The 23,100-nt window shown below is 69.6% G+C and carries 21 protein-coding genes; 14 read left to right on the top strand and 7 right to left on the bottom strand.

Annotated features, from left to right (window positions below):
* The first annotated feature begins 68 nt into the window (after positions 1 to 68).
* The 11 genes from IE262_RS10735 (at position 69) to IE262_RS10685 (ending at position 10,135) form a co-directional block, all read left to right on the top strand.
* Complete coding sequence (locus tag IE262_RS10735; protein WP_189873606.1) at positions 69 to 278, top strand: hypothetical protein; 210 nt, start codon at positions 69 to 71, stop codon at positions 276 to 278.
* The gene (locus IE262_RS10730) at positions 275 to 892 is read left to right on the top strand and encodes a pilus assembly protein TadG-related protein (protein ID WP_268249569.1); all 618 of its coding nucleotides are present in this window, start codon (positions 275 to 277) and stop codon (positions 890 to 892) included. The genes IE262_RS10735 and IE262_RS10730 overlap by 4 nt, the downstream gene beginning before the upstream one ends.
* A 15-nt stretch (positions 893 to 907) precedes the next feature.
* The gene (locus IE262_RS10725) at positions 908 to 1,498 is read left to right on the top strand and encodes a hypothetical protein (protein WP_189873112.1); all 591 of its coding nucleotides are present in this window, start codon (positions 908 to 910) and stop codon (positions 1,496 to 1,498) included.
* 3 nt (positions 1,499 to 1,501) lie between these two features.
* Positions 1,502 to 2,170, top strand: coding sequence for an OmpA family protein (locus IE262_RS10720; RefSeq protein WP_189873110.1), 669 nt, complete (start codon positions 1,502 to 1,504; stop codon positions 2,168 to 2,170).
* Between the two features lie 136 nt (positions 2,171 to 2,306).
* Positions 2,307 to 2,909, top strand: coding sequence for a dihydrofolate reductase family protein (locus tag IE262_RS10715; protein ID WP_189873108.1), 603 nt, complete (start codon positions 2,307 to 2,309; stop codon positions 2,907 to 2,909).
* A gap of 53 nt (positions 2,910 to 2,962) precedes the next feature.
* Complete coding sequence (locus IE262_RS10710) at positions 2,963 to 3,457, top strand: GNAT family N-acetyltransferase (protein WP_189873105.1); 495 nt, start codon at positions 2,963 to 2,965, stop codon at positions 3,455 to 3,457.
* A 49-nt stretch (positions 3,458 to 3,506) separates the two neighbouring features.
* Complete coding sequence (locus IE262_RS10705) at positions 3,507 to 4,310, top strand: class I SAM-dependent methyltransferase (protein WP_189873103.1); 804 nt, start codon at positions 3,507 to 3,509, stop codon at positions 4,308 to 4,310.
* Positions 4,311 to 5,054: 744 nt separating this feature from the next.
* Positions 5,055 to 5,828: an isoprenyl transferase gene (locus IE262_RS10700; protein WP_134029278.1), complete on the top strand. Its 774-nt coding sequence runs from the start codon at positions 5,055 to 5,057 to the stop codon at positions 5,826 to 5,828.
* Positions 5,829 to 6,153: 325 nt separating this feature from the next.
* The gene (gene phoH2 / locus IE262_RS10695; protein ID WP_134029280.1) at positions 6,154 to 7,479 is read left to right on the top strand and encodes an RNA 5'-3' helicase PhoH2; all 1,326 of its coding nucleotides are present in this window, start codon (positions 6,154 to 6,156) and stop codon (positions 7,477 to 7,479) included.
* Positions 7,480 to 7,899: 420 nt separating this feature from the next.
* Positions 7,900 to 8,601, top strand: coding sequence for an aggregation-promoting factor C-terminal-like domain-containing protein (locus IE262_RS10690; protein WP_452746375.1), 702 nt, complete (start codon positions 7,900 to 7,902; stop codon positions 8,599 to 8,601).
* A 154-nt stretch (positions 8,602 to 8,755) separates the two neighbouring features.
* On the top strand, positions 8,756 to 10,135 hold the full coding sequence (locus IE262_RS10685; RefSeq protein WP_189873101.1) for an AI-2E family transporter: 1,380 nt from the start codon (positions 8,756 to 8,758) through the stop codon (positions 10,133 to 10,135).
* Between the two features lie 41 nt (positions 10,136 to 10,176).
* Here the strand turns inward: IE262_RS10685 and IE262_RS10680 are convergent, their stop codons facing one another.
* The 4 genes from IE262_RS10680 to IE262_RS10665 form a co-directional block, all read right to left on the bottom strand.
* Positions 10,177 to 10,710 carry an alkyl hydroperoxide reductase gene (locus tag IE262_RS10680; RefSeq protein ID WP_189873099.1) on the bottom strand — a complete coding sequence of 178 codons (534 nt, stop codon included), beginning with the start codon at positions 10,708 to 10,710 and terminating at the stop codon, positions 10,177 to 10,179.
* A 167-nt stretch (positions 10,711 to 10,877) separates the two neighbouring features.
* On the bottom strand, positions 10,878 to 13,229 hold the full coding sequence (locus tag IE262_RS10675; RefSeq protein WP_189873097.1) for an ABC transporter permease: 2,352 nt from the start codon (positions 13,227 to 13,229) through the stop codon (positions 10,878 to 10,880).
* Complete coding sequence (locus tag IE262_RS10670) at positions 13,226 to 13,912, bottom strand: ABC transporter ATP-binding protein (protein WP_189873095.1); 687 nt, start codon at positions 13,910 to 13,912, stop codon at positions 13,226 to 13,228. Before IE262_RS10670 ends, IE262_RS10675 begins: the two co-directional genes overlap by 4 nt.
* A complete protein-coding gene (locus tag IE262_RS10665) occupies positions 13,909 to 14,433 on the bottom strand; it encodes a PadR family transcriptional regulator (protein WP_134029293.1) in 525 nt (174 codons plus the stop codon). The genes IE262_RS10670 and IE262_RS10665 overlap by 4 nt, the downstream gene beginning before the upstream one ends.
* Positions 14,434 to 14,776: 343 nt before the next feature.
* On the opposite strand from IE262_RS10665, the gene IE262_RS10660 reads away from it, so the two are divergent.
* Complete coding sequence (locus tag IE262_RS10660) at positions 14,777 to 17,140, top strand: transglycosylase domain-containing protein (protein WP_189873093.1); 2,364 nt, start codon at positions 14,777 to 14,779, stop codon at positions 17,138 to 17,140.
* A gap of 122 nt (positions 17,141 to 17,262) precedes the next feature.
* Here the strand turns inward: IE262_RS10660 and IE262_RS10655 are convergent, their stop codons facing one another.
* The 3 genes from IE262_RS10655 to IE262_RS10645 form a co-directional block, all read right to left on the bottom strand.
* The gene (locus IE262_RS10655; protein ID WP_189873091.1) at positions 17,263 to 19,413 is read right to left on the bottom strand and encodes an ATP-binding SpoIIE family protein phosphatase; all 2,151 of its coding nucleotides are present in this window, start codon (positions 19,411 to 19,413) and stop codon (positions 17,263 to 17,265) included.
* Between the two features lie 357 nt (positions 19,414 to 19,770).
* The gene (fomD, locus tag IE262_RS10650; protein ID WP_134029299.1) at positions 19,771 to 20,466 is read right to left on the bottom strand and encodes a cytidylyl-2-hydroxypropylphosphonate hydrolase; all 696 of its coding nucleotides are present in this window, start codon (positions 20,464 to 20,466) and stop codon (positions 19,771 to 19,773) included.
* Positions 20,467 to 20,538: 72 nt separating this feature from the next.
* Entirely contained in the window at positions 20,539 to 21,924 is a 1,386-nt protein-coding gene (locus tag IE262_RS10645; protein ID WP_189873089.1) for a class II fumarate hydratase, read from the bottom strand.
* Between the two features lie 104 nt (positions 21,925 to 22,028).
* Between IE262_RS10645 and IE262_RS10640 the strand changes: the two genes are divergently transcribed.
* Together IE262_RS10640 and IE262_RS10635 are read left to right on the top strand one after the other, a co-directional pair.
* Positions 22,029 to 22,829: a helix-turn-helix domain-containing protein gene (locus IE262_RS10640; RefSeq protein WP_189873087.1), complete on the top strand. Its 801-nt coding sequence runs from the start codon at positions 22,029 to 22,031 to the stop codon at positions 22,827 to 22,829.
* Positions 22,822 to 23,052 (top strand): DUF397 domain-containing protein, encoded by a 231-nt coding sequence (locus tag IE262_RS10635; RefSeq protein ID WP_134029305.1) that lies wholly within the window; start codon positions 22,822 to 22,824, stop codon positions 23,050 to 23,052. Before IE262_RS10640 ends, IE262_RS10635 begins: the two co-directional genes overlap by 8 nt.
* Positions 23,053 to 23,100 lie beyond the last annotated feature (48 nt).

The following is a 23,100-nucleotide window of genomic DNA, read 5'->3' as shown; positions in this document are numbered from 1 at the left end:
TAGGCGGGTTTTCACGTACGGTGCTGGGGTCGGCAGTGTCATCGGCATCGGGCGAGAGGGCAGGCGTCGTGAGCAGGTTCGGCAAGTTCGGCGACTGGAAGCGGACCGTTGTCTCCCGGATGCGGGGGAAGGGACGGGATGCGGGGGCCGGGTTCGTGGAGTACGCGGGGATCATGATCATCGTGGCGGGGATCTTCGTGATGATCGATGGGCTGGGGCTGGACGGAAGCATCTCGGAGGCGATCGGCCAGGCAGTCCAGGACGTCATTGGCGGCTGACCACAGCACGCCTGCGGAGCGACGAGGGATCGACGCTCCCGATCTATATCTGGCTGACGACGATTCTGCTCTTCGCGGCGTTGGCCTTCTTCGCGTTCGGCCAGGCAGCGTTCGCGCGCAATGGTGCTCAATCCGCAGCGGACGCTGCTGCCTTGGCTGCGGCACAGGAAGCCCGCGACGAGTTGTTGCTCGGCCTGGGGGATGCCATCGGCACGGATGACGACTGGCTGGACTGGCTGAACCTGCCGGTCGATGTGGACATACCGAACGACGGGCCTTCAGCTGCGGCTCAGGCGTTGGCTGCCGACAATGACGCGACGGCCCTGGGCGGAGCCCAACGTGAGGTTGTGGACGGCTATCTCGGGTTCCGCGTTGCCGTCCGGACGAACTACACCGTCGGCAACTCGATCATCCCCGGCACGGAGAACATGCAGGCAGAGGCTGAAGCCACAGCCGTCATCAAGCCGCGCTGCGAGTTCGACGTCGACGCGGATCCGACGAAGCCGGTGGACCTCGTCTGCGACGGCGAACCCGTGAGCGTTGACCCCGAAGATTTCGATCCGGACGACCTTCCTGACGCGTCCGTGATGTTCTCTGTGCGTCTGGCCGAGTGAGAGGAAGTCGTACCGATGAATTTTCGGCGCACCATGAAGAGCCGCAGGGCAGCGGCCGCGGTGGCGATCGCGACCGGGTTGCTCCTCACGGTGGCCGGTTGCGGAGGAGGAGGTGATGACGGCGCGGCCGACAAGGACACGTCGGCGACGGCCAAGGAACCTGACAACTCCTCAGGCGACCAGGAGCCGCAAGCACCCGCGGGAAACAAGGTGCTTGCCGAGTCCAAGCAAGGCGACATCGCCCTCGCTGTCACGTCAGCCGTACGGGACGACGGGGGCTATGTCACCGTTTCGGGAACGGTGACCAACAGCGGTTCGCGGCTATGGACAGCGGCCGACTGGCGTGGTGACGAGAACGAGCTCAGGGGAAACGCGTCTTCCGTTGCTGGAGCGAGCCTGGTGGACCAGCAAGGCAAGAAGAAGTACCTCATCCTCCGTGACACAGAGGGGCGTTGCCTCTGCACGCGGTTCGACGGTGGCTTGAAAGCGGGCGAAACCACGGACTGGTTCGCCCAGTTCCCCGCCCCACCCGACGGCACCACGAAGGTCGACTTCCAGGTCGGCTCCATGCCCCCCGCCTCCATCGAACTCTCCGAGGGCGAGTGACCCATGGCCGCCCTCACCCCCCGTACCGCCACCACCTGCACGGCGCTGGCCGTACTCGCCACTCTCACCCTCACCCCGGCGTACGCCGCCGACGACCCCAGCGAACCCCCGGGCACCGTCACCAGCGCACCGCCCCCGGAGGTGGACGCGAACAGCCCGGGACTCAAGCTCGCGGACGGCGCCACGCTCGCCTCCGCGAAGGTGCTGGACATCAAGTCGGTCGTGGAGGACCTCGGAGGTGAGGAGCGCAGGGAGGACACGAACCAGAACGTGACGTTCGCGCTCCAGGCGGAGGTGCTGTTCCCCAAGGACAGCTCGACCCTGAACCCGGAGGCACGCTCCCGTATCCAGGCGATCGCGGACGAGATCAAGGCACAGAAGCCCACCACGGTCCGTGTCTTCGGCTTCACCGACAACCTCGGCTCCTACGCCCACGGCAAGACCCTGTCCAAGAAGCGCGCGGACGCCGTCCATGACCAGCTGGCCGGTTTCCTCGGCTCGGACATCACCTTCGAGGTGCGCGGTTACAGCGAGGACTACCCCATCGCGGACAACTCCTCGGAGGAGGGCCGCCGCAAGAACCGCCGCGTGGAGGTGTCGTTCCCGAGGGGCGCGACGCCGAGCGAGGACGGCAGCGGTACCGCGAGCGGGGCCGGGGGCGAACTGGGCTGACGGACGATCGCGGGGAGGACCGGGAGGAAAACGGCCCGGCGTCCCCGCCCGGCGGACCGGACCGCGCGATGCTGGTGCCACGAGAGACCACTGAGTGAGCACGGAGCGCCACCAGCGTGCGGGACCGGGAGCCGCCATGAGGAAGATCATCCTGATGATGTCCGTGTCCCTCGACGGCTATATCGAGGGGCCGAACCGTGAGATCGACTGGCACATGGTCGACGACGAACTGCACACGCACTTCAACGAGCAGCTCGCGACCATGGGCGCCTTCCTCAACGGGCGGGTGACGTACGAGCTGATGGCCGACTTCTGGCCGACCGCCGACCGCGAGAAGGACAGCACCGGCCCCGTGGCCGACTTCGCGGCGATCTGGCGGAACATGCCGAAGATCGTGTTCTCACGGACCCTGCAGCACGCCCGGTGGCATACGACGATCGTGCGGGACGTGGTGGTCGAGGACATCCGGGCGCTCAAGGCGCAGGACGGCGGCGACCTGGCCCTCGGGGGCGCCGAACTCGCCGCCGAGTTCCTGCGGCACGACCTCGTCGACGAGTACCGGATCTACGTCCACCCGGTCGTCCTCGGCCGGGGCAAGCCCCTGTTCGCGGAGTCCGACAGCCGGCGGAAGCTGCGGCTGCTGGAGAACCGGACCTTCGGCAACGGGGTCGTGCTGCTGCGCTACGAGCGCGCCGAGGCCGCCGAGACCGCCGAGGCCGTCGACTCCGCGGACGCGTGATGCGGTTGTACGGGTCAGCGGTCGTTGTCAGTGCCGGCTGGCACACTCCCGGCATGAGCGACAACGGCGAGATCAGCGAGATCAGCGAAAGCAGCGAGATCGTTCGGCTGAGGGGCGTCCAGGCCAGCGACCTGGAGCTCTTCCACGCCTACGAACAGGACGCGGAGGCGGTGCGGCGGTCGAGGTTTCCCGCCCGCGAGCGCGAGGCCTTCATGGACCACTGGGAGAAGAGGGTCATCGGCAACCCCACCGGCCTCGTGCGGACGGTCACGGTCGACGGCGCCACGGCCGGGAACGTGGTGGCCTGGTGGGCGGAGGACGGCCGCCGCTTCGTCGGCTACTGGCTGGGCCGCCGGTACTGGGGCCGGGGCATCGGCACCAGAGCCCTGACCCTCTTCCTCCAGGAGGAGCAGAACCGTCCGCTGTACGCCGACCCGTTCCACGGCAACACCGCCTCGGTCCGCCTCCTGGAGCACCACGGCTTCCGCCGCGCCACCACGGTGGGGCACGACGAGGACGGCCACGTCCTGCTGGTCCTGGAGGAGTGAGGGCCGAATTCAGTCGCGTCCCTCATCCCGCCCTTGCGAGGATCCCTCCATGACCGCCCCCGACGCCAACCACTCTCACCGCACCCCCCACACCCCCACCTTCGAGGACCTTGTCGCCGAGGCCGAGACCGCGCCCACCGAAGGCTGGGACTTCTCCTGGTTCGAGGGCAGGGCCACGGAGGAGCGGCCCTCATGGGGGTACGCACGGTCGATGGCCGAGCGGATCGCCCGCGCCTCCGCCGCGCTCGACGTACAGACCGGGGGAGGGGAGGTCCTGGCCTCCGCCCCGGCGTTCGCGCCGCTCACCGTCGCCACCGAGGGCTGGCCCCCGAACGTCGCCAAGGCCACCGCCCTCCTCCACCCGCGCGGCGTCGCCGTCGTCGCCAGCCCCGAGGACGCCCCGCTGCCGTTCGCGGACGAGTCGTTCGACCTGGTGACGAGCCGGCACCCGGTCAGCCCGCAGTGGGCCGAGATCGCCCGTGTCCTCAGCCCGGGCGGCACGTACTTCGCCCAGCACGTGGGCCCCCGCAGCGTCTTCGAGGTCGTCGAGTACTTCCTCGGCCCGCAGCCGGAGGGTCAGAGCGGCGACCGCCACCCGGACCGTGAGCGCGCGGACGCGGAGGCCGCCGGTCTTGAGGTGGTCGACCTGCGCGCGGAGCGGCTGCGGATCGAGTTCTTCGACATCGGCGCCGTCGTGCACTTCCTGCGCAAGGTCGTCTGGATGGTGCCCGGTTTCACCGTGGACGCGTACCGGCCCCGACTCCTCGCGCTGCACGAGAGGATCGAGGCGGAGGGCCCGTTCGTGGCCCACAGCACCCGCCATCTCATCGAGGCGCGCAAGCCCGGCCGGTGACCACCGCCCCAGGGGCGGCCGCGCGGCCCGGCCAGGCATCGCCCGTACGGCCGCCCGAGTTCCTCGCATTCGTCCAGGATTCGTCCAGGATTCGTCCGGGTCGGAGTCGCGCGGTGTCCACATCGTTATCGGGGTCGGCTCGCTCAAGTCACCCATCGGGCGATAAGTTCAGACCAAGGTAATTCGCGTGAGCAAAGCCGCGCGGGTGGCACCGCGCAGAGGAGGGGGCTGCGCGGTGTCGTGACCACCGGGCAGCCTCGCAGCAGGCGGCCCGCAGCCCGGGACCCGCACCACCTTGGCCCTGAAATCAAACGATGACGTCAAATGGGCGCACCTCGCACCCTTCACTCGTCCGGGGGTGTGCCGGAACGTGTCGTCGAGTGACGCACAAGCGAACTCAAGCCCCTTGTATCCCCTGGGATACCACCTGATTGCCTTGGAATCCGCTGTGATCCGGCCATGAGTACCCCCTGAATGAACGCTTCCACGCCCATCCGCGCGTCGTCGGCCGACTTCGGAGAGTAATTGTTTCCCGCCGATGCATGCAGCATTCCTTACGAAGGGTTATGGTGGAAGCCCCCCCTCGGGCCGGTCCGTCTCCCCCCCACGGACCGGCCCGTTTTTTGTGCGGCGCGAGGCCGCGCACACCCCCACCGATCCCAGACACCCCTTGGCCGTACCCTCTCGCGACAGCGGTACGCTTCGCCGTGGGGGACCGCATCCGCTACGGAGGGGCTGTATCACGTGTACCTGCGCGACAAACTACGTAGCCTGCTGGTCAGGGCCTACGCACGCAGGGTTGAAGGCCACCTCGACCACGACCAGGTGCCCAAGCACATCGGCGTGATCATGGACGGCAACCGCCGCTGGGCGAAGGCGGCGGGCTCCACCACGGCACACGGGCACCGGGCCGGGGCGGACAAGATCGGGGAGTTCCTCGGCTGGTGCACCGAGACGGACGTCAAGGTCGTCACCCTCTGGCTGCTCTCCACGGACAACTTCGACCGCCCGCAGGAGGAGCTGGGCCCGCTCCTCGGCATCATCGAGGACGTCGTACGCTCCCTCGCCGCCGACGGCCGCTGGCGGGTGCACCACGTGGGCACCCCGGACTTGCTGCCCGGACAGATGCAGACCACCCTGAAGGAGGCCGAGGAGGCCACCGCGCACGTCGACGGGATACTGGTCAACTGCGCCATCGGATACGGCGGACGCCAGGAGATCGCCGACGCGGTCCGCTCGATGCTCCTCGACGCCCAGGACAAGGGCACCTCGATGGACGAACTCGCCGAGTCCGTCGACATCGACATGATCAGCCGGCACCTCTACACCGGAGACCAGCCCGACCCGGACCTCGTGATCCGCACCAGCGGCGAGCAGCGCCTGTCGGGATTCATGCTGTGGCAGACCGCCCATTCGGAGTACTACTTCTGCGACGTCTTCTGGCCGGCCTTCCGCAAGGTCGACTTCCTGCGCGCCCTGCGTGACTACGCCGCGCGACACCGGCGTTACGGAGGCTGAGTCTCCGCATAGGGTGAGGTGCACAACGCCCCCAGCGGGACGGAAGTAACGAGGAGTTCACCGGGGCGCCGTCGTGTCCCCTGGCATGGCAGCGAGTGTTCGAGGGCATAAACCAGTCAGGTCGACACCCGAACCACGGGTGTCGGATCTCAGCGGGCGGCACGGGGCCGTCCGCCCGGGAGGCCCTTTGCACCAGCCCGACCGTGTGGTCACCGCACGGACGAAGAGGCTTGAGGGCCGGTCACCGGCCCGTGCATCGCGGCCGTCGACCGGTCCAGTTCCTCTCCGTCGCTCCCCGACCTCATCCGAGGGGGTACGTCCTTCCGTGGTGACCAGCACAAAGCGCCACAAGCCAGACCGGCGCACCTACGTTCTCGACACCAGCGTCCTCCTGGCCGACCCGAACGCCCTGAACCGCTTCGACGAGCACGAGGTCGTGCTCCCCATCGTCGTGGTCACGGAGCTGGAGGCCAAGCGGCATCATCCCGAGCTCGGCTACTTCGCCCGGCAGGCCCTCCGCCTGCTGGACGAGTTCCGGGTGAGGCACGGCCGTCTTGACGCCCCCATCCCGATCGGGGACCTCGGCGGTACGATCCGTGTCGAGCTCAACCACTCGGACCCCAGCGTCCTGCCGACCGGCTACCGCCTGGGGGACAATGACTCCCGCATCCTCGCGGTCGCCCGCAATCTGCAGGCCGAGGGGTACGACGTCACCGTCGTGTCGAAGGACCTCCCGCTCAGAATCAAGGCGTCCTCCGTCGGCCTCCTCGCCGAGGAGTACCGCGCGGAACTGGCCATCACGGACTCCTCCGGCTGGACCGGAATGTCCGAACTGACCCTGGCCGGCGAGCAGGTGGACATCCTCTTCGAAGAGGGGCACGCCAGCGTCCCCGAGGTCGCCGAACTCCCCGTGCACACGGGCCTGACCATCCAGTCCGAGCGCGGCAAGGCGCTCGGCCGGGTGACCCCCGACGGCGGCATCCGCCTCGTACGCGGCGATCGGGAGGCCTTCGGCATCAAGGGCCGCAGTGCCGAGCAGCGGATCGCGCTCGACCTGCTGCTCGACCCGGACGTGGGCATCGTGTCGATGGGCGGCCGTGCCGGTACCGGCAAGTCGGCGCTGGCGCTGTGCGCGGGTCTAGAGGCGGTGCTGGAGCGCCGTCAGCACCAGAAGGTGATGGTCTTCCGGCCGCTGTACGCGGTGGGCGGGCAGGAACTGGGCTATCTGCCGGGCACCGAGGCCGAGAAGATGAGCCCCTGGGCGCAGGCCGTCTTCGACACACTCTCGGCGGTCACGTCCCGCGAGGTGATCGAGGAGGTCACCGCGCGCGGGATGCTGGAGGTGCTGCCGCTCACGCACATTCGCGGCCGCTCCCTCCATGACGCGTTCGTGATCGTGGACGAGGCCCAGTCCCTGGAGCGGAACGTCCTGCTGACCGTTCTGTCCCGGATCGGCGCGAATTCACGGGTCGTTCTCACCCATGACGTGGCGCAGCGGGACAATCTGAGGGTCGGCCGGTACGACGGAGTGGTCGCCGTCGTCGAGAAGCTGAAGGGGCATCCGCTCTTCGCCCATGTCACGCTGACCCGGTCCGAACGGTCCCAGATCGCGGCCCTTGTGACCGAAATGCTGGAGGACGGGCAGATCTGACCGGAGTGCTCAACTTGAGGTAGATACCCGCTGGTTGGCGCCGTTCAGCAAAGGCCATGAGCCTAGCTGGGCGGCGCTCGGCATGTGCGGCTTTCCTTGAATCACCTGGGGCAAACGGTGGTGTGAGCTTTCACACGTACCTCGGAATTGCCTTGCGGTGCCGGGGTGCGGCAGAGTCTCACTCCTGTCAGGCCCCGCATACGGCACACCGGTACCCCCAGCGGTACGGCACAACAGAAACACCAGGACTAACTCCATAGCGTCGTCGTATGCCGCCCGAGTTCACCACGCGGCGCTCCCCGCAAGGGAGTTGCCCACCGGGCCCGTGCCTCCCGTGACCCCGCAGTTGGGAGGCCAGTGCCAGGGGCACGATTGCGTCCGCCAGGGTCACCGAAGCGGGCGATGCTGGAAGGAAACCGTGTGAGCCGGATTTCGGTCCGGGGATTCGCAGTGGCCTCGGCCACCGCGGTCACCGCTGTCGGAAGTGTCGTCGGCGTTGCCTCGGGCAGCGTCGCCCAGACCAACGACGCCGAGGCGACAGCAAGCGACGCGACTCTCCTCTCGGACATTCCCATGGGCCAGCAGGCCCAGGTGCAGACCGCGTCCCTGACGCAGCAGGCCGACGCACAGGCCATCGCCGCGGACGCCAGCGCCAAGAAGGACGCTGAGGAGACGGCCCGTAAGAAGGCCGCCGCAGACGCGATCGCCAAGCAGAAGGCCGCGGAGGAGGCCGCCAAGAAGGCGGAAGCCGAGCGCAAGGCCAAGGAGGCCGCCAGCCGTTCCGCGGCCCGAGATGTCTCCTCCCTCACGGCCAGCGCGAGCAAGAGCTACACCGTCGCCGAGGTCCAGGCGATGGCCAAGCAGGTCGTGGCCGCCGACCAGTGGACCTGCTTCAGCAACATCGTGACCCACGAGTCCACCTGGAACTACAAGGCCGTCAACCCCTCCTCGGGTGCCTACGGTCTCTTCCAGGCGCTGCCCGGCTCCAAGATGTCGTCCGTCGGTTCCGACTGGCAGACCAACCCGGCCACCCAGATCAAGTGGGGCCTCAACTACATGGAGTCCCGCTACGGCAGTCCGTGCGAGGCGTGGTCGTTCTGGCAGGCCAACAACTGGTACTGAGCGCCTGCTGAGCCCTCGGGTACACCCCGTCGGCCGCTCAACCTCCATGAGCCCCTCACCGTCCTTTGGTGAGGGGCTCATCCCATGTACGGTCGAGGTCGGCCACTTCGGGGAAGCGGTGGGGCGGAAGAGCAGCGGGGGAAGAGAGCGGATCATGTCGCGAGTGCCAGAGTGGATCGACCGGCTCGGCGCCGGACTGACCGGATGGGGACGGGAACTGGAGCGCCGGCGCGCGGAGGCCGAGGCCCGGGACGCCGACGACGACCCGCTGGACACCCGGGACTTCGGGAACTCCGGGTCCCCCGGGAGCCCCGACGGGGAGGGGACCCAGCCCGCCGGGTACGTCCCGGCGCCGCCCTCCTACGCACCCGCCGTCACCGCCCGCCCCCATCCCGCCGAGGCCGTTCCCTGGGGGATGCGGGTCGCGGCCGAGGCCGGGTGGCGGCTGCTCGTCCTCGCGGGCACCCTCTGGGTCCTGATGCGGGTCATCAGCGCCGTCCAGCTGGTGGTGCTGGCGTTCGTCGCGGCGCTCCTCATCACGGCCCTGCTGCAGCCGACGGTCGCCCGGCTGTGCCGCCACGGCGTGCCGCGCGGCCTGGCCACGGCGCTCACCGCGATCCTCGGGTTCGTCGTCATGGGCCTGATCGGATGGTTCGTGACCTGGCAGGTCATGGAGAACATCGACAACCTCTCCAGCCAGATCCAGGACGGCATCGACGAGTTGCGCCGCTGGCTGCTCAACAGCCCCTTCCACGTCACCGAAGACCAGATCAACGACATCGCCCAGAACCTGCGCGAGGCGGTCAGCTCCAACACGGACGCGATCACCTCGGCGGGCCTGGAAGGCGTGACGGTCATCGTGGAGGCCCTGACCGGCATCCTCCTGGCGATGTTCTCCACGCTCTTCCTGCTGTACGACGGCGAGCGGATCTGGCAGTGGACCCTGAAGCTGGTGCCGGAGGCGGCGCGTCCAGGGGTGGCCGGAGCGGGCCCGCGCGCCTGGCGGACGCTGACGGCCTATGTGCGTGGCACGGTGATAGTGGCCCTGATCGACGCGATCTTCATCGGCCTCGGCATCTACTTCCTCGACGTTCCGATGGCGGTCCCGCTGGCCGTGTTCATCTTCCTCTTCGCCTTCGTCCCGCTGGTGGGCGCCGTGGTCTCCGGCGCGCTGGCGGTGGTCGTGGCGCTGGTGACGCAGGGCGTCTTCACCGCGGTCATGACGCTGGTGGTCGTGCTGGCCGTCCAGCAGATCGAGGGCCACATCCTCCAGCCGTTCATCCTCGGCCGGGCGGTCCGCGTCCACCCGCTGGCGGTCGTCCTGTCCGTCGCGGCCGGCGGCATGGTCGCGGGCATCGGGGGCGCGGTGGTCGCCGTTCCGCTGGCGGCGGTGACGAACACGGTCGTCGGCTATCTGCGGGCCCACTCCCGCGAGACGTCCCTCCGGTACGCGCCGCAGCCGCGGGGAGTCGCGGCGGTGGGCGCGGCACAGGAGTCGCCGCCGTCGGACGACACGGCCGGCGGACACAAGTGACGTGACGTTCGCCGGACCCCTCCGCCAGGAGGATGAGCGAGTCAATCCGCCAGGACCGCCTCGGCATCCAGGATCACGCCCACGGCCTGGACGACCGACGCGATCTTGAACGCCTCCTGGACGGTCTCGCGGTCGACACCGGCCCTGCGGAGGGCCTGCTCGTGGGAGTCGAGGCACACGCCGCAGGCGTTGACGGCGGAGACCGCGAACGACCACAGCTCGAAGTCGACCCGGTCGACACCGGGGTTGCCGATGACGTTCATACGGAGTCCCGTGCGCAGCTTGCCGTACTCCTGGTCCGACAGCAGATGACGCGTGCGGTGGAAGACGTTGCTCATCGCCATCGTCGCGGCAGCCGACTTGGCGGCCGTGTACGCCTCCGCGGACAGGTGCGCCTGGGCTTCCAACGCCAGCTCACGCAGGACGATCGGCGAGCGCGAGGCGATGGCCGTGGCCAGCACCGTGCCCCACAGCCGCTGCGCGGTCAACGGGGAGTCGCCGATGACCGAACCCAGGTTCAGGCGCAGGTCCTTGGCGTAGTCCGGTACCGCGGACTTGAGCGAGTCGAGCGACATGGCGGATCACTTTCCCGGTCGGCAGCAGGTCTGGTGTTGGGGGCAGCCCCAGAGGTTGGACGATCATGATCGTGACACAGGGGCGCACCCAAGCCTCCACGCCGTACGCCGTCGGGCCCTCTCCTCACGGAAAGGGCCCGACGGCGTACGGCTGGAGCCGCGTACCGCTACTCCGTGCGCAGCCCGTCCGGCCGCATCAGCCGCAGCAGCGGCGGCAGGCTGAGCAGCGTGACCACCACGACGACACCCGCGCCGACGCCCACCATCGACAGCACGCTCGTCCAGGCCACGGTCACCGGGGTGGCCGACATCTTCAGCAGCACCGCACCCAGGACCAGGCCCACGACGCACGAGAGGATGAGGCCCAGCGCGATGGGGATCGCGGTCTGCCACAGCACCGACAGGCTCAGCGTGCGACGCCGGGTACCGAAGGCGACCAGGGCCGACAGCAGCTTCTTGCGCTCGCGCAGCTGCTCCAGCTGCGAGACCAGCAGGCTCGCGCCGATGAGGACGAGCACACAGGCCGCGCCGACGAACAGGCCGGTGCGGATGGAGGCGTACTCGCCGCTGCGCTCGGTCGACGTCCAGGTCCAGATCTTCGCCAGCGGATCGAGGGCGGCCGCCGTGTTCCGTACCCGGTCGGTCGCGTCCGGCACCGACGGGTCGAGGCGTACGTAGGCGGAGCTCGACAGCGCGGGGGTGACCTCGTCGGGCAGTGCGGACGACGTGATCAGCAGCCCCCATATCTCCCCCCGCAGGGAATCCTCGCGCGGCTGGGCCTTCTTCACCTCGCTCCGTACGGTCCAGGCGATCTCCTTGCCGGCGCTGCCGCCGCCCTCGTAGGACGGGTCGAAGTACAGCGTGCGGCCGGGCTTGGCGAGTTTCGCCGAGTCCGTGTCCTCCGCGTTCTGCAGCGCGAAGACGTCGCCGTCACGGCAGGAGGGGAGCGTCGCCATCTCCCGCAGGGCCGCGCAGTCGCCGATGGTGACGTCCGAGGACATCTCCGGCTCGAAGCGCTTGTCGCCGAGCCAGCCCCTGGAGACGATCACGCGGTCGCGCACGCCCTTGGTCCGGTCGAGTTTCTCCCTGAGGGTGGTCATGGGGACGTCGTGCCCCAGCTCGACCTCCAGATGGGCGCGGCTGGTGTCCTTGCCCGTCGGGGTCGTGTACTGGCCCTCGACCCCGGCGAAGAGCATCTGCAGAGCGATCGCCCCGGCCACCGCCACCGCGATGCCGTTGACCATGCGGGCCGCTGTTCCGCTGCTCAACTGGAGCCTGCGCACGGCGAGTTGCCAGGACAGGGAGCCGGAGCCCATGCGTGCGACGAACGCCTCGACGGCCCACGGCAGCAGGGCGGTGACACCGACGAGCAGAAGCACCACGCCGCTGGTGACCATGTACTCGTTGAAGTTCCCGTTGTCCGAGCCCTGGCCGAGCATCGGGTAGAGCATCGCGAGTCCGGCGAGGGGCACCAGGAGCCGCCACCAGAGCCTGCGCCGCGCGGGCTTGGCCGTGCGGACCACGCCGAGGGGCTCGATGACGACGCCACGCAGGGCGAACAGGGTGACGAGGACGGCGGAGGCCGGGACCGCGACGACGATCAGCGCGGCGAGCGCTGGGGACGGGTTGAGGTAGCTCGGGAACACGCTGACGTGGAACACCTCGACCGAACCGGCGATCTCGCGGCCGATCAGGAAGAACACGGTCCCGAACGCCAGCCCCAGGACGGCCCCCGCGAGCGCCTCGCCCGCCGCGATCCGGCGTGTCATGCGGCCGTCGGCGCCGACCAGCCGGAGCGCGGCGAGCCTGCGGTCGCGGCGCTCGCCGCCGAACCGTACGGCGGTGGCGATGAAGACGGCGACCGGCATCAGCAGCACCACGAGGACGACCATGATGAGCAGCAGCAGGACCGGGTCCATCTCCTCCCCGCCCGACTGGTCCGTCACCTTTCCGAAGGCATCGATACGGCCCACGGTCGAGCCGTTGATCCGCTCCGCGAGCCCGTCGACGCCCGCGAAGTAGGCGAGTTCGCGCGAACCGACCAGGCCGGGCTCGCCGATGGTGCCGACGACGCGGTACGGCAGCCGCTCCTTCAGCAGCTTCCCGCCGCCCGACTCCAGCAGCTCGGCGAGCGCGGGGGAGACGACCATCTCGCCCGGCGCGGGGAGCTTCCGCACTCCTGGCGGCAGCGGCGCCCGCGGTCCCTCGGGCTCCAGCAGCCGTCCGCGGACGCCCTTGCCGTCGTACTCGGTGTCGGCGTTGGCGACGACCAGGGTCCTGTCGGACCGCTTGGTCTTGGCGGTCTCGTCGCGGTAGACGAGGCCGATGTCGTCCCGGGCGTCCTCGCGGTCGTCCCGCGTTGCCAGGGCGCTGGGTATCGCCGAGGTGAGCAGCAGCAGCGCCACGCCCAGCCCGACCCCGACCGCGGTGAGCACGGCGCGCACCCACCCCTCACGGCCCCCGGTGAAGGCGAACCTGACCCCCATCGCCAGGTCGCGAGGCCACTGGCCCGCACTCATACGGCCCGCTCCATGTCCCGGGACTTCCCGTCCCGCACGACGATCTCCCGGTCCGAGTACGCGGCGACCCGCGCCTCGTGCGTGACCAGGACGACGGCCGCGTTGGTGGACCGGGCGGCGTCCGTGAGCAGTTCCATGACGCGCTCGCCGTTGAGCGAGTCGAGCGCGCCGGTCGGCTCGTCGGCGAACAGCACACGCGGGCTCGTCACCAGCGCGCGGGCCACCGCGACCCGCTGCCCCTGACCGCCGGAGACCTCACCGGGCCGCTTGCCCCTCAGGTCGTCGACCTCCAGGCGCTCCATCCAGGACAGGGCGGTGCGCTCGGCGTCCTTGCGGGAGGTCCCGTTCAGCCGCAGCGGCAGGGCGACGTTCTCGACGCAGGTCAGCTCGGGCACCAACTGGCCGAACTGGAAGACGAACCCGAACTCGCTGCGCCGCAGCGCGCTGCGCTCGGTGTCGTTCATGGTGGCCATCTCGCGGCCGTGGTACGTGATCGACCCGGAGTCGGGCGTCACGATCCCGGCGAGGCAGTGCAGCAGCGTCGACTTGCCGGAGCCGGAGGGGCCCATCACGGCGACGACCTCGCCGGGGTGAATGGAGAACCCGGCGCCGTCGAGGGCCGTGGTCGGACCGTAGGCCTTGCGCAGGTCGGTCGCGACGAGCAGGGAGCCGGCGGGTGTCATCGGACCACCGCCTGGGCGAGCTTGTCGAGACGGGCGGCGGTGAGTTCGAGCCAGCGCAAGTCGGCCTCCAGATGGAACAGGGCGTGGTCACAGATCAGCTGATCCGCCAGATCGCCCTTACGTTTGCGGTCGGTGAGGATGCGCATCATGCGCAGGTGCTCGGAGCGCTGCGAGTCGAGGATGTCGGCGGCGTTCCGATGGGTGAGCAGGGCCAGGACGACCTTGGTGTAGAGGACCGACTGGAGGTACGGCTCGGGCTTCTCGGGCGTGGCCAGCCACTGCCGGACATCGGTGATGCCGGCCTCGGTGATCGCGTACCGCTTCCGCTCGGGGCCGTCGCCCGGCTCGACGCCCTCGACCTCGACGAGACCGTTCTTCAGCAGCCGCGACATCGTCGAGTAGACCTGGCCGTAGTGCAGCGGCCGGTCGTGACCGAACTTCTCGTCGAAGGCCCGCTTCAGGTCGTAACCGTGTCGGGGCCCGGACTCCAGGAGTCCCAGGAGTGTGTGACCGATGGACATGCGGAGCACTGTACATGCGGCGTATACACGCGACGTATACCTGCCGTGTATAGCCGGTGGGCGAGGGCATCGGCCCCGCAGGTCACGGGCGAATGTCACGGTTCTGCTACCGACGCCTGTCGGTGCCCGCGCGCCTGCTGAGGCAACCTTCCGGCCTGCTGGCGCGTCGACTCTCAGGGACGCGTGCTGATTGTCACGTCCCGAAAAGCCGGGATCGGCGGTCCTTTGTCATAGCGCGCGGTGTTAGCTTGCCAGTCCGGCCGGTGCCACACACGCGTGTGGCGTACAAGTGCGTGTGGCGTACGAGAAGGAACACGAGACGGAAGCGGAGCGGATCGGGCCCATGGGACGAGCGGAAGAGAGACGAGCGCGACAGCGCGGTGGCCACCGCGCGGCGCCCAGGCCCTCGTCCGGAGCGACCGGCTCCGCTGCGGTCGGCACCGGCACGCCGGGACCGAGAGCGGCCCGGAGGGCGGCCGCCTCCAGGGCCTCCGGAAAGGGCGGCATACGCCGCTTCTTCACCTTCAAGAAGCTCCTCGGCGCCTTCTTCGGCCTCTGTCTGCTCGCCATGGGCGCCTTCATCGTGCTGTACCTGCTCATCGACGTCCCGAAGGGCAATGCCCTCGCGCAGAAGCAGAGCAACGTCTACAAGTACGCCGACGGCAGGACCACCCTCGCCCGCGACGGCGACGTCAACCGCGAGATCGTCGACCTCGACCAGGTCCCCAAGGGCGTCCAGTACACGTTCGTCGCCGCCGAGAACAAGTCCTTCTTCAAGGACGCCGGCGTCGACCTCAAGGGCACGGCCCGCGGCCTGCTCAACACGCTGTCCGGCAAGGGCAAGCAGGGTGGTTCGACGATCACCCAGCAGTACGTCAAGAACTACTACCTCAGCCAGGACCAGACGATCACCCGCAAGCTCAAAGAGCTCGTGATCTCGCTCAAGGTGGACCGGGAGAAGTCCAAGGACTACATCCTCGCGGGCTACATCAACACCAGCTACTACGGCCGCGGCGCCTACGGCATCCAGGCCGCCGCCCAGGCGTACTACCGCAAGGACGCCGGCGACCTCACCGTCGCCGAGGGCGCCTACCTCGCCGCACTGCTCCAGGCCCCCAGCCAGTACGACTGGGCCGCCGCCAGCGACACCAGCAAGACGCTGGTCAAGCAACGCTGGGCCTACGTCCTGAACAACATGGTCGGGGAGGGCTGGCTGAGCGCCGGCGAGCGCGACGCCATGACGTTCCCCGTGCCGAAGGAGCCCCAGGGCGCCCCCGGACTGAGCGGCCAGACCGGCTACCTGGTCCAGGAGGCGAACACCGCGCTGGCGAAGCAGCTCGTCGCCGACGACTCGGCCAGTGACATGGACGACGCCAGGGCGCTGGTCGACGCGGGCGGCTGGACCATCACGCTGAACATCGACAAGAAGAAGCAGGCCCTGCTGGAGAAGTCCGTCAAGGACACCCTCACCAGCAAACTGGACCCGAAGAAGCGGGACGTGGACGGCGACGTCCAGGCCGGTGCCGCGTCCGTCGACCCGAAGACGGGCAAGGTCCTCGCGATGTACGGCGGCGTGGACTACACCAAGCACTTCACGAACAACGCCACACGCACCGACTACCAGCCCGCCTCCACCTTCAAGCCGCTGATCCTCGCCGCCGCCGTCGCGGAGGGCGCCGAAACCGGCAACGGCGACCCGATCACCGCCCGGACGATCTACGACGGCACCAGCAAGCGTCCGGTCGTGGACCGTAACGGCAACAAGGTCGGATTCGCCCCGCCCAACGAGGACAACGTCGACTACGGCGACGTCACCGTGCAGACCGCCATGAACAAGTCCATCAACTCCGTCTTCGCGCAGATGGGCGTCGACGTCGGCATGGACGAGGTCATGAAGGTCGCCGGCGATCTCGGCATGGACGTCGAGAACGAGCAGGCGGTGCCCGCCCAGACCCTCGGCACCATGGGCGCGAGCCCACTGGAGATGGCCGGCGTCTACGCCACCCTCGACAACCACGGCAAGAAGGTCACCCCCGCCATCGTCGCCTCGGCCACACACAAGGACCGCACGGTCGAGTTCCCGGACCCGATCGGCGACCAGGTCATCAGCCGCGAGGCCGCCGACACGGTCACCTCGGTGCTCACCGGCGTGGTCGACGACGGTACGGCCCGTACGTCGGTGCGGGACAACCCGGACCGCAACGGTCAGCAGGTCGCCGGCAAGACCGGTACCTCCGACTTCAACAGGTCCGCCTGGTTCACCGGCTACACCCCGAACCTGGTCACCTCGGTCGGCATGTTCGGTGAGGACCCCAAGTCCCACGCCCAGGTCCCCCTCCAGGGCGCCACGGGCCTCCTCCCGGGCAAGGGCCGCGTCAACGGCGGCGGCTACCCGGCGCAGATCTGGGCCGCGTACACCTTCGGCGCGATGGGCGAGACCACCAAGTTCGACCTGGAGACGAACCAGGGCGCGGCCGTCCAGACGACCCCGCCGCCGGAGCCCAGTGACACACCGTCGAACACTCCGACGAACGAGCCGACCACGGAGGAGCCGACGACGTCTGCGCCGGAGAGCACTCCGGAGACGACTCCCGAGGAGACACCGACGGGAGGACCGACGACCTCGGCGCCGGGCAACACCCCCTCGTCACCGGAGTTCTCGATTCCGGGGAATCCGGACGACCCGCAGGGCAGAAGCGGCCAGTAAACGCGAAGCTCCCCGTGCCCCTGTGAAGGGGCGCGGGGAACCTGCGCGACAGCCACGGACAACCCGCAGCCCACGGTCGACAGCGACCTCGACGGCGTTCACCGGTCAACCCGGCGGAGCGCTCACGCCTGGTTCAGTTCGAACCACACCACCTTGCCCGTGCTCAGACGGGTCGCGCCCCAGCGCCGGGCCAGCTTGTTCACCAGGTAGAGCCCCCGGCCCCCTTCGTCCGTGGCGCGAGCCTGCCGCAGCCGTGGCAGCTGGGGCACGTCGTCGGTGACCTCACAGCGGAGCACATCGGTGCGCAGCAGACGAAGGGTGACCGGGCGGGAGGCGTACCGCACCGCGTTGGTCACCACCTCGCTGATCAGCAGCTCCACCGAATCGGACAGCTCCTCAAGACCCCAGCGGGACAGCGCGTGCCGCGCCAGCCGCCGGGCACGGCCCGGAGCCATCTCCTCCGGTTCCAGGAACCAGTACGCGACATCACTGGGCGCGATCCCGTCGAAGCGGGCGGCGAGCAGCGCGATGTCGTCGTCCCGGTCGCCCGGGCCGAGCATGTCGAGCACCTCGTCGCACAGCGCCTCCAGCGGCGGCGGATGGTCCGGTCCGGTGAGCTGCGCGGTCGCGGCGAGCTTCTCGCGCAGCTGCTCTATCCCGGTCCACACGTCCCGCAGCCGCGACTCGACCAGGCCGTCGGTGTAGAGGAGCAGTGTGGCCCCGGCGGGCGCGTCCAGCTCCACCGCCTCGAAGTCCACCCCGCCCACACCGATCGGCGCGCCCGGCGGTACCCGCAGCACCTCGGCGCGGCCGCCCAGGTGCAGCAGGACCGGCGGCGGATGCCCGGCGTTGGCGATGGTGATCCGGTGCGAGACCGGGTCGTACACCGCGTACAGACAGGTCGCCATGCGGTCGGTGCCCAGGCGCTGGGCCTGCTCGTCGAGGTGGTGCAGCACCTCCTGCGGCGGCAGGTCGAGCCCGGCCAGGGTCTGCGCCGTGGTCCGCAGCTGGCCCATGATCGCGGCCGAGGTCATGGAGTGCCCCATGACATCGCCCACGACCAGGGCGACCCGGCTGCCGGGCAGCGGAATCGCGTCGTACCAGTCGCCGCCGACACGTGCGGTCTCCGCGGCCGGCAGATAGCGGTGCGCCAGCCGCACACCGGTGGGGCGAGGCAGCGTCTCGGGCAGCATCGTGCGCTGCAACTCGTCCGCGATGTAGGCCTCGCGGCCGTACAGCACCGCCTTGTCGATACCGAGCGCGCTGTGCGTGGCGAGCTGGGCGGCGACCAGCAGGTCGTCCTGCTCGAACGCCATGCGCTCCGGGCGGCGCAGGAACAGCGCCGCGCCGATCACCCGCCGGCGGCCGCGCAGCGGCGCCAGGATGGCGCGCTGACCGGTGGGCAACGCGAACGGGCTGTCCTCACCTATGAGTTCGGGCAGGGCGTCACGGGCCGCGGGGGAGTCCGCGAACACCGGCCGTACACCGCGCAGCACCTCGGCGAGCGCGCCACCGGGCCGTACCTCGCACAGTTCCGCCGTGACCTCGGCCAGATCGGCGGGCTCCGGCTGGACCGCGGGCATGAAGCCGCCCTCGGTGTCGCGCTCCGCCGGGATCCGGTCGGTGCGGCGCAGCCGCAGCACGAGCGGACCGACGGGCCGCTCGTCGCCGACCGGCAGCGGCTCGCGCAGGTAGACCAGGATCGCGTCGGAGAACGTCGGCACGGTGGCCCGGCACAGACCCATCACGATCTCGTCCAGGTCGATGCCCCGGGCGATCCGCCGCGTCGCCGCGCCCACGAACCGCAGCCGGTCCCCGTCCCGCCGCATCGGCATGGGGCTGCCCGGCGGCAGACCGTCGCCCCGGCGCCGCTCCTGACCGTCCGCCGAGCCCGAGAACTGCTCGGCGCCCGGCTGGGCCGGGATGCCCTCCGGAGCGGGACGCGGGCGGTGCGGGTCGGGCTCGCTCGCCGCGGGCTGCGAGTGCTCCGGACCGCTGGTCCCGGAGGTGTCGCCGGTCGCGGGGGCGCCCTCGCCGGCCGAGGCGTCCTGGGAGCTCTTCGCGCAGCCTGCCGTACCCGGTTCGGCGGGTGCGTCGCCCGTGCGCGCCTGAGCGGGTAAGGCGGCGGTGGGCGGCATCTGGAGCGGTTCGGTGGCCGGCATCGTCAGTGCCTCCGGGGTACGCAGGAGCGCCCCGCGGGGATCCGCGGGGCTCGCACCCGACTGGGGGCGCTCGTGGGAGGTGGGGTGCTCCGTCACGCGTGTCGCATCCATCCGTCCGGGGCTGTGCGCCGTGCGTGGGGTCCGGCACACAGCAAACCCGTTGTTCCCTCCCGCAGGAAGCCCGATACCCGGAACAGGTGCCCCGGGAACGGAATCCCCGCGTGGCCAGAGGGAGTTCCTGTGCCACAGACGGTACCGGCCGACCCGGTCGCCTTCGGCGCCGGCCGCACGGACGGCCCGACCGGCCCTCTCCGGCCCGTACCGGTGTAGCCCTCGTACCCCTTGGTCACGTCCTGCCGCCCCTCGGTGACGTTCGGTCAAGCACTGTGCGTCCTACGGGAGTTGCCCCCATGAATTCCTTTGCGGAGGACGATCCTACGGTTGTGGACCGGGGGCGTTTCAAGGGTCTCATGGCGACGCGTGCGCCGGAGTGCGGTCCCAGTCGTCCGGAAGGGAGGGTACGCCCCATTCGCGCCGTGGGCGCCAGTCCTGCCACCCTTCCGAGAACGGCGGCCCCCAGTCCTGGATGAGCCGCACCGCCGAACGCCCCGCCTCCCGTACCTGCTCGGCCAGGTGAGCGTCCATCAGGCCGTCCCGCTGGGCCTGCGCGAACTCGTCCTCGTCGTGCCAGCGCCAACTGCGGTCCGGACGCACCGAGATGTCGAGGAAGTGGTCCCGGGAGTCCACGCCGCCGTCCCAACGCGTCCCCGGCTCCTCCAGGTTCACGTACCAGTTCTTGAACTGCCAGCCCGGCTCCCAGAACAGCCACACGGACCACGCCTCGCCGGGCCGGGCCAGCTTCAGCACACCCGTACCGAACCAGCGGTCCCGCTGCACGGTCCGCGGCTTGGTGTAGCGGGACTCCAGCGGCTCGACGTGCACGGGGGTGCCGTCGGCGAGCACGGGCCTGACGCACTCGGTGCCCGGCGCCAGCCATACGGCGAGCAACTCGCCGTCATCCCGTACGACGGTGACGGGGCGCACGATGTGGAAGCGCTCGCCGGCGTTCTCCCGGTACCGCCACAGGATCTGACTCCCGGGCGCCCAGTGCCCCGCCGCGGACTCGCCCTTGTCCACTCGTCTCACCGCTCCGTCATCCGCCATGCAGAGATATTAGGTGTCCCTGGCATACGACGCCGCTGGGGGCGTGAAGGTTCACGCCATGGCGGGAATCGGTTACGGCCGTGTCATCCGCAGGACATCCAGCGCCTCGTCCAACTGCTCGACGGTGAGGTCACCGCGCTCCACGTAGCCGCTCTCCAGCACGACCTCCCGGATCGTCTTCCGCTCGGCCAGCGACCTCTTGGCCACCTTCGCGGCCTCCTCGTACCCGAGGTACCTGTTCAGCGGGGTGACGACGGACGGCGACGACTCGGCGTACTCGCGGGCCCGTTCGCGGTCGGCGGTGATCCCGTCGACGGTGCGGTCGGCGAGCAGCCGCGAGGCGCTCGTGAGCAGGCGGACGGACTCCAGCACGTTCTTGGCGATCACGGGCAGCATCACGTTGAGCTCGAAGTTCCCGGAGGCACCCGCGGTCGTGATGGTCACGTCGTTGCCGATGACCTGCGCACAGACCATGAGGACGGCTTCAGGGATCACCGGGTTGACCTTGCCGGGCATGATCGAGGACCCGGGCTGGAGGTCGGGGAGCCGGATCTCGGCGAGCCCGGTCCGCGGGCCCGACGCCATCCACCGCAGGTCATTGGCGATCTTCGTCAATCCGACGGCGATGGTCCGCAGGTGTCCGCTGGTCTCGACGATCCCGTCCCGGGCCCCCTGCGCCTCGAAGTGGTTGCGCGCCTCGGTCAGCGGCAGCCCCGTGGCCCGGGCCACCTCCTCGATCACGGCGGCGGAGAACCCGGGCGGGGTGTTGATGCCGGTCCCCACGGCGGTTCCGCCCAGCGGCAGTTCGGCCAGCCGCGGCAGACCGGACCGAAGCCGCTCGACGCCGTACCGCACCTGGGCGGCGTACCCCCCGAACTCCTGGCCGAGCGTCACGGGTGTGGCGTCCATGAGGTGGGTCCGCCCGGACTTCACGACGTCCGCGAACTCCTCCGCCTTGCGCTCCAGGGAGCCGGCGAGGTGCTCCAGGGCCGGGATCAGGTCCTGGGTGACGGAGGCGGTGGCGGCGATGTGCACGGAGGAGGGGAAGACGTCATTGGACGACTGGGAGGCGTTGACGTGGTCGTTCGGATGCACGTCCCTGCCGAGCCGCTCGCTCGCCAGCGTGGCGATGACCTCGTTGGTGTTCATGTTGGACGAGGTGCCGGACCCCGTCTGGAACACGTCCACCGGGAAGTGCTCGTCCCATCGCCCCTCCGCCACTTCGGCGGCGGCCTCCTGGATGGCCTGGGCGACGTCCTCGTCAAGCACTCCCAGCTCGGCGTTCACCTTCGCGGCGGCGCCCTTGATACGGGCGAGGGCCTCGATGTGAGCGCGCTCGATGCGCTGGCCGGAGATCGGGAAGTTCTCGGCGGCACGCTGGGTCTGGGCCCGCCACTTGGCGTCCGCCGGGACGTGTACCTCGCCCATGGAGTCGTGCTCGATGCGGTATTCGCTCATGCCCGTATAGCGATCGCGGCGGTGGGGATGTTCCGGTGTTTGGGCTACTTGGGCGCGAAGGGGTTTTTACGCTAAGTGAGCAAACGATCGCAGAGGGGTGTCACATGGGGACGGCATACGGCGACTGGCTTCGGCAGCAGCGGGAGTCGGCGGGGAAGACGCAGCAGCAACTGGCCGACGAGGCGATCATGTCGCGCACGCACATCGCCCACATCGAGGCCGGGAGGCGGGTGCCGTCGAAGGATGATGCGCGGAGGCTGGACCAGGTGCTCGACACGCGGGGGGCGTTGAGCAGTTTTCGACCGGGGAACGATCGAAGGCCGGTGGCGGCGCACTTCGAGGCGGCGTTGGCGCTGGAGCAACAGGCTTCGGTGATCCGGGAGTTCGCGTTGTCGTTCGTGCCTGGTTTCCTGCAGACCGGGGGTTACGCGGATGCCGTGCTCCGGGATGCTTCCTATCCGCCCCTGTGCAAGGAGGTGCGGGCCAAGGCCGTCGCCACGCGGCTCGACCGGGCCCGGATTCTCGATGACCCCAGCACGCCGGTGGTCTGGGTGTTGCTCGACGAGGCAGTGCTGCGGCGGCCGATCGGCGGTCCGCAGGTGATGGCGAAGCAGCTCATGCACCTTGTACGGCTGGTGGAGGGCGAGCGGATCCGGGTGCACGTGGCGCCGTTCGGCGTCGGCTGTCATCCGCTGCTCGTGAGCCAGGCCAAGCTGATGTGGTTCGAGGACCAGCCCCCGGCTGTCTACGTCGAGGCATTCCTGGCTGGCACGGTCCACGACGAGCCGACTCTGGTCGAGCGCATCCAGGCCGCCTACGATCTCGTGCTGGGAGATGCCCTGTCGCAGAAGGAGTCACTGGCTCTGATGCGGTTGACTGCGAAGGAATACGACCACCATGACTGAGGAGCACACCCTCCCCGACGCGTCCGTGCTGAAGGGTTGGCGCAAGTCCTCCTACAGCGGCGGGAACGAAGGCGACTGCCTCGAAGTCCTCGATCGCCACCCGCACGCCGTCCCCGTACGGGACTCGAAGACCCCTCACGGCCCCGCGCTGATCTTCGGCAGGCCGGCCTGGTCGGCATTCGTCACCGCCCTTACCGCCTTCACCGCCCTCGCCGACAAGTGACCGTGGGGGCCGCTCGCTTCTTTGCCAGTGTCGTGCTTCCGCGAGCCG

The sequence above is a fragment of the Streptomyces bluensis genome, from assembly GCF_014650715.1.
GTDB classification, from domain to species: domain Bacteria; phylum Actinomycetota; class Actinomycetes; order Streptomycetales; family Streptomycetaceae; genus Streptomyces; species Streptomyces bluensis.
The sequence above is the reverse complement of the archived record's forward strand: the minus strand, read 5'-3'. Positions and strand labels throughout refer to the sequence as shown.

Excerpts from the sequence above, each read along its gene's own strand:
- IE262_RS10725 (WP_189873112.1), top strand. The coding sequence starts at position 908 with ATGAATTTTCGGCGCACCATGAAGAGCCGCAGGGCAGCGGCCGCGGTG.
- IE262_RS10720 (WP_189873110.1), top strand. The coding sequence starts at position 1,502 with ATGGCCGCCCTCACCCCCCGTACCGCCACCACCTGCACGGCGCTGGCC.
- IE262_RS10715 (WP_189873108.1), top strand. The coding sequence starts at position 2,307 with ATGAGGAAGATCATCCTGATGATGTCCGTGTCCCTCGACGGCTATATC.
- IE262_RS10710 (WP_189873105.1), top strand. The coding sequence starts at position 2,963 with ATGAGCGACAACGGCGAGATCAGCGAGATCAGCGAAAGCAGCGAGATC.
- IE262_RS10705 (WP_189873103.1), top strand. The coding sequence starts at position 3,507 with ATGACCGCCCCCGACGCCAACCACTCTCACCGCACCCCCCACACCCCC.
- IE262_RS10685 (WP_189873101.1), top strand. The coding sequence starts at position 8,756 with ATGTCGCGAGTGCCAGAGTGGATCGACCGGCTCGGCGCCGGACTGACC.
- IE262_RS10680 (WP_189873099.1), bottom strand. The coding sequence starts at position 10,710 with ATGTCGCTCGACTCGCTCAAGTCCGCGGTACCGGACTACGCCAAGGAC.
- IE262_RS10675 (WP_189873097.1), bottom strand. The coding sequence starts at position 13,229 with ATGAGTGCGGGCCAGTGGCCTCGCGACCTGGCGATGGGGGTCAGGTTC.
- IE262_RS10670 (WP_189873095.1), bottom strand. The coding sequence starts at position 13,912 with ATGACACCCGCCGGCTCCCTGCTCGTCGCGACCGACCTGCGCAAGGCC.
- IE262_RS10665 (WP_134029293.1), bottom strand. The coding sequence starts at position 14,433 with ATGTCCATCGGTCACACACTCCTGGGACTCCTGGAGTCCGGGCCCCGA.
- IE262_RS10660 (WP_189873093.1), top strand. The coding sequence starts at position 14,777 with ATGGGACGAGCGGAAGAGAGACGAGCGCGACAGCGCGGTGGCCACCGC.
- IE262_RS10655 (WP_189873091.1), bottom strand. The coding sequence starts at position 19,413 with ATGGATGCGACACGCGTGACGGAGCACCCCACCTCCCACGAGCGCCCC.
- fomD (WP_134029299.1), bottom strand. The coding sequence starts at position 20,466 with ATGGCGGATGACGGAGCGGTGAGACGAGTGGACAAGGGCGAGTCCGCG.
- IE262_RS10645 (WP_189873089.1), bottom strand. The coding sequence starts at position 21,924 with ATGAGCGAATACCGCATCGAGCACGACTCCATGGGCGAGGTACACGTC.
- IE262_RS10640 (WP_189873087.1), top strand. The coding sequence starts at position 22,029 with ATGGGGACGGCATACGGCGACTGGCTTCGGCAGCAGCGGGAGTCGGCG.
- IE262_RS10635 (WP_134029305.1), top strand. The coding sequence starts at position 22,822 with ATGACTGAGGAGCACACCCTCCCCGACGCGTCCGTGCTGAAGGGTTGG.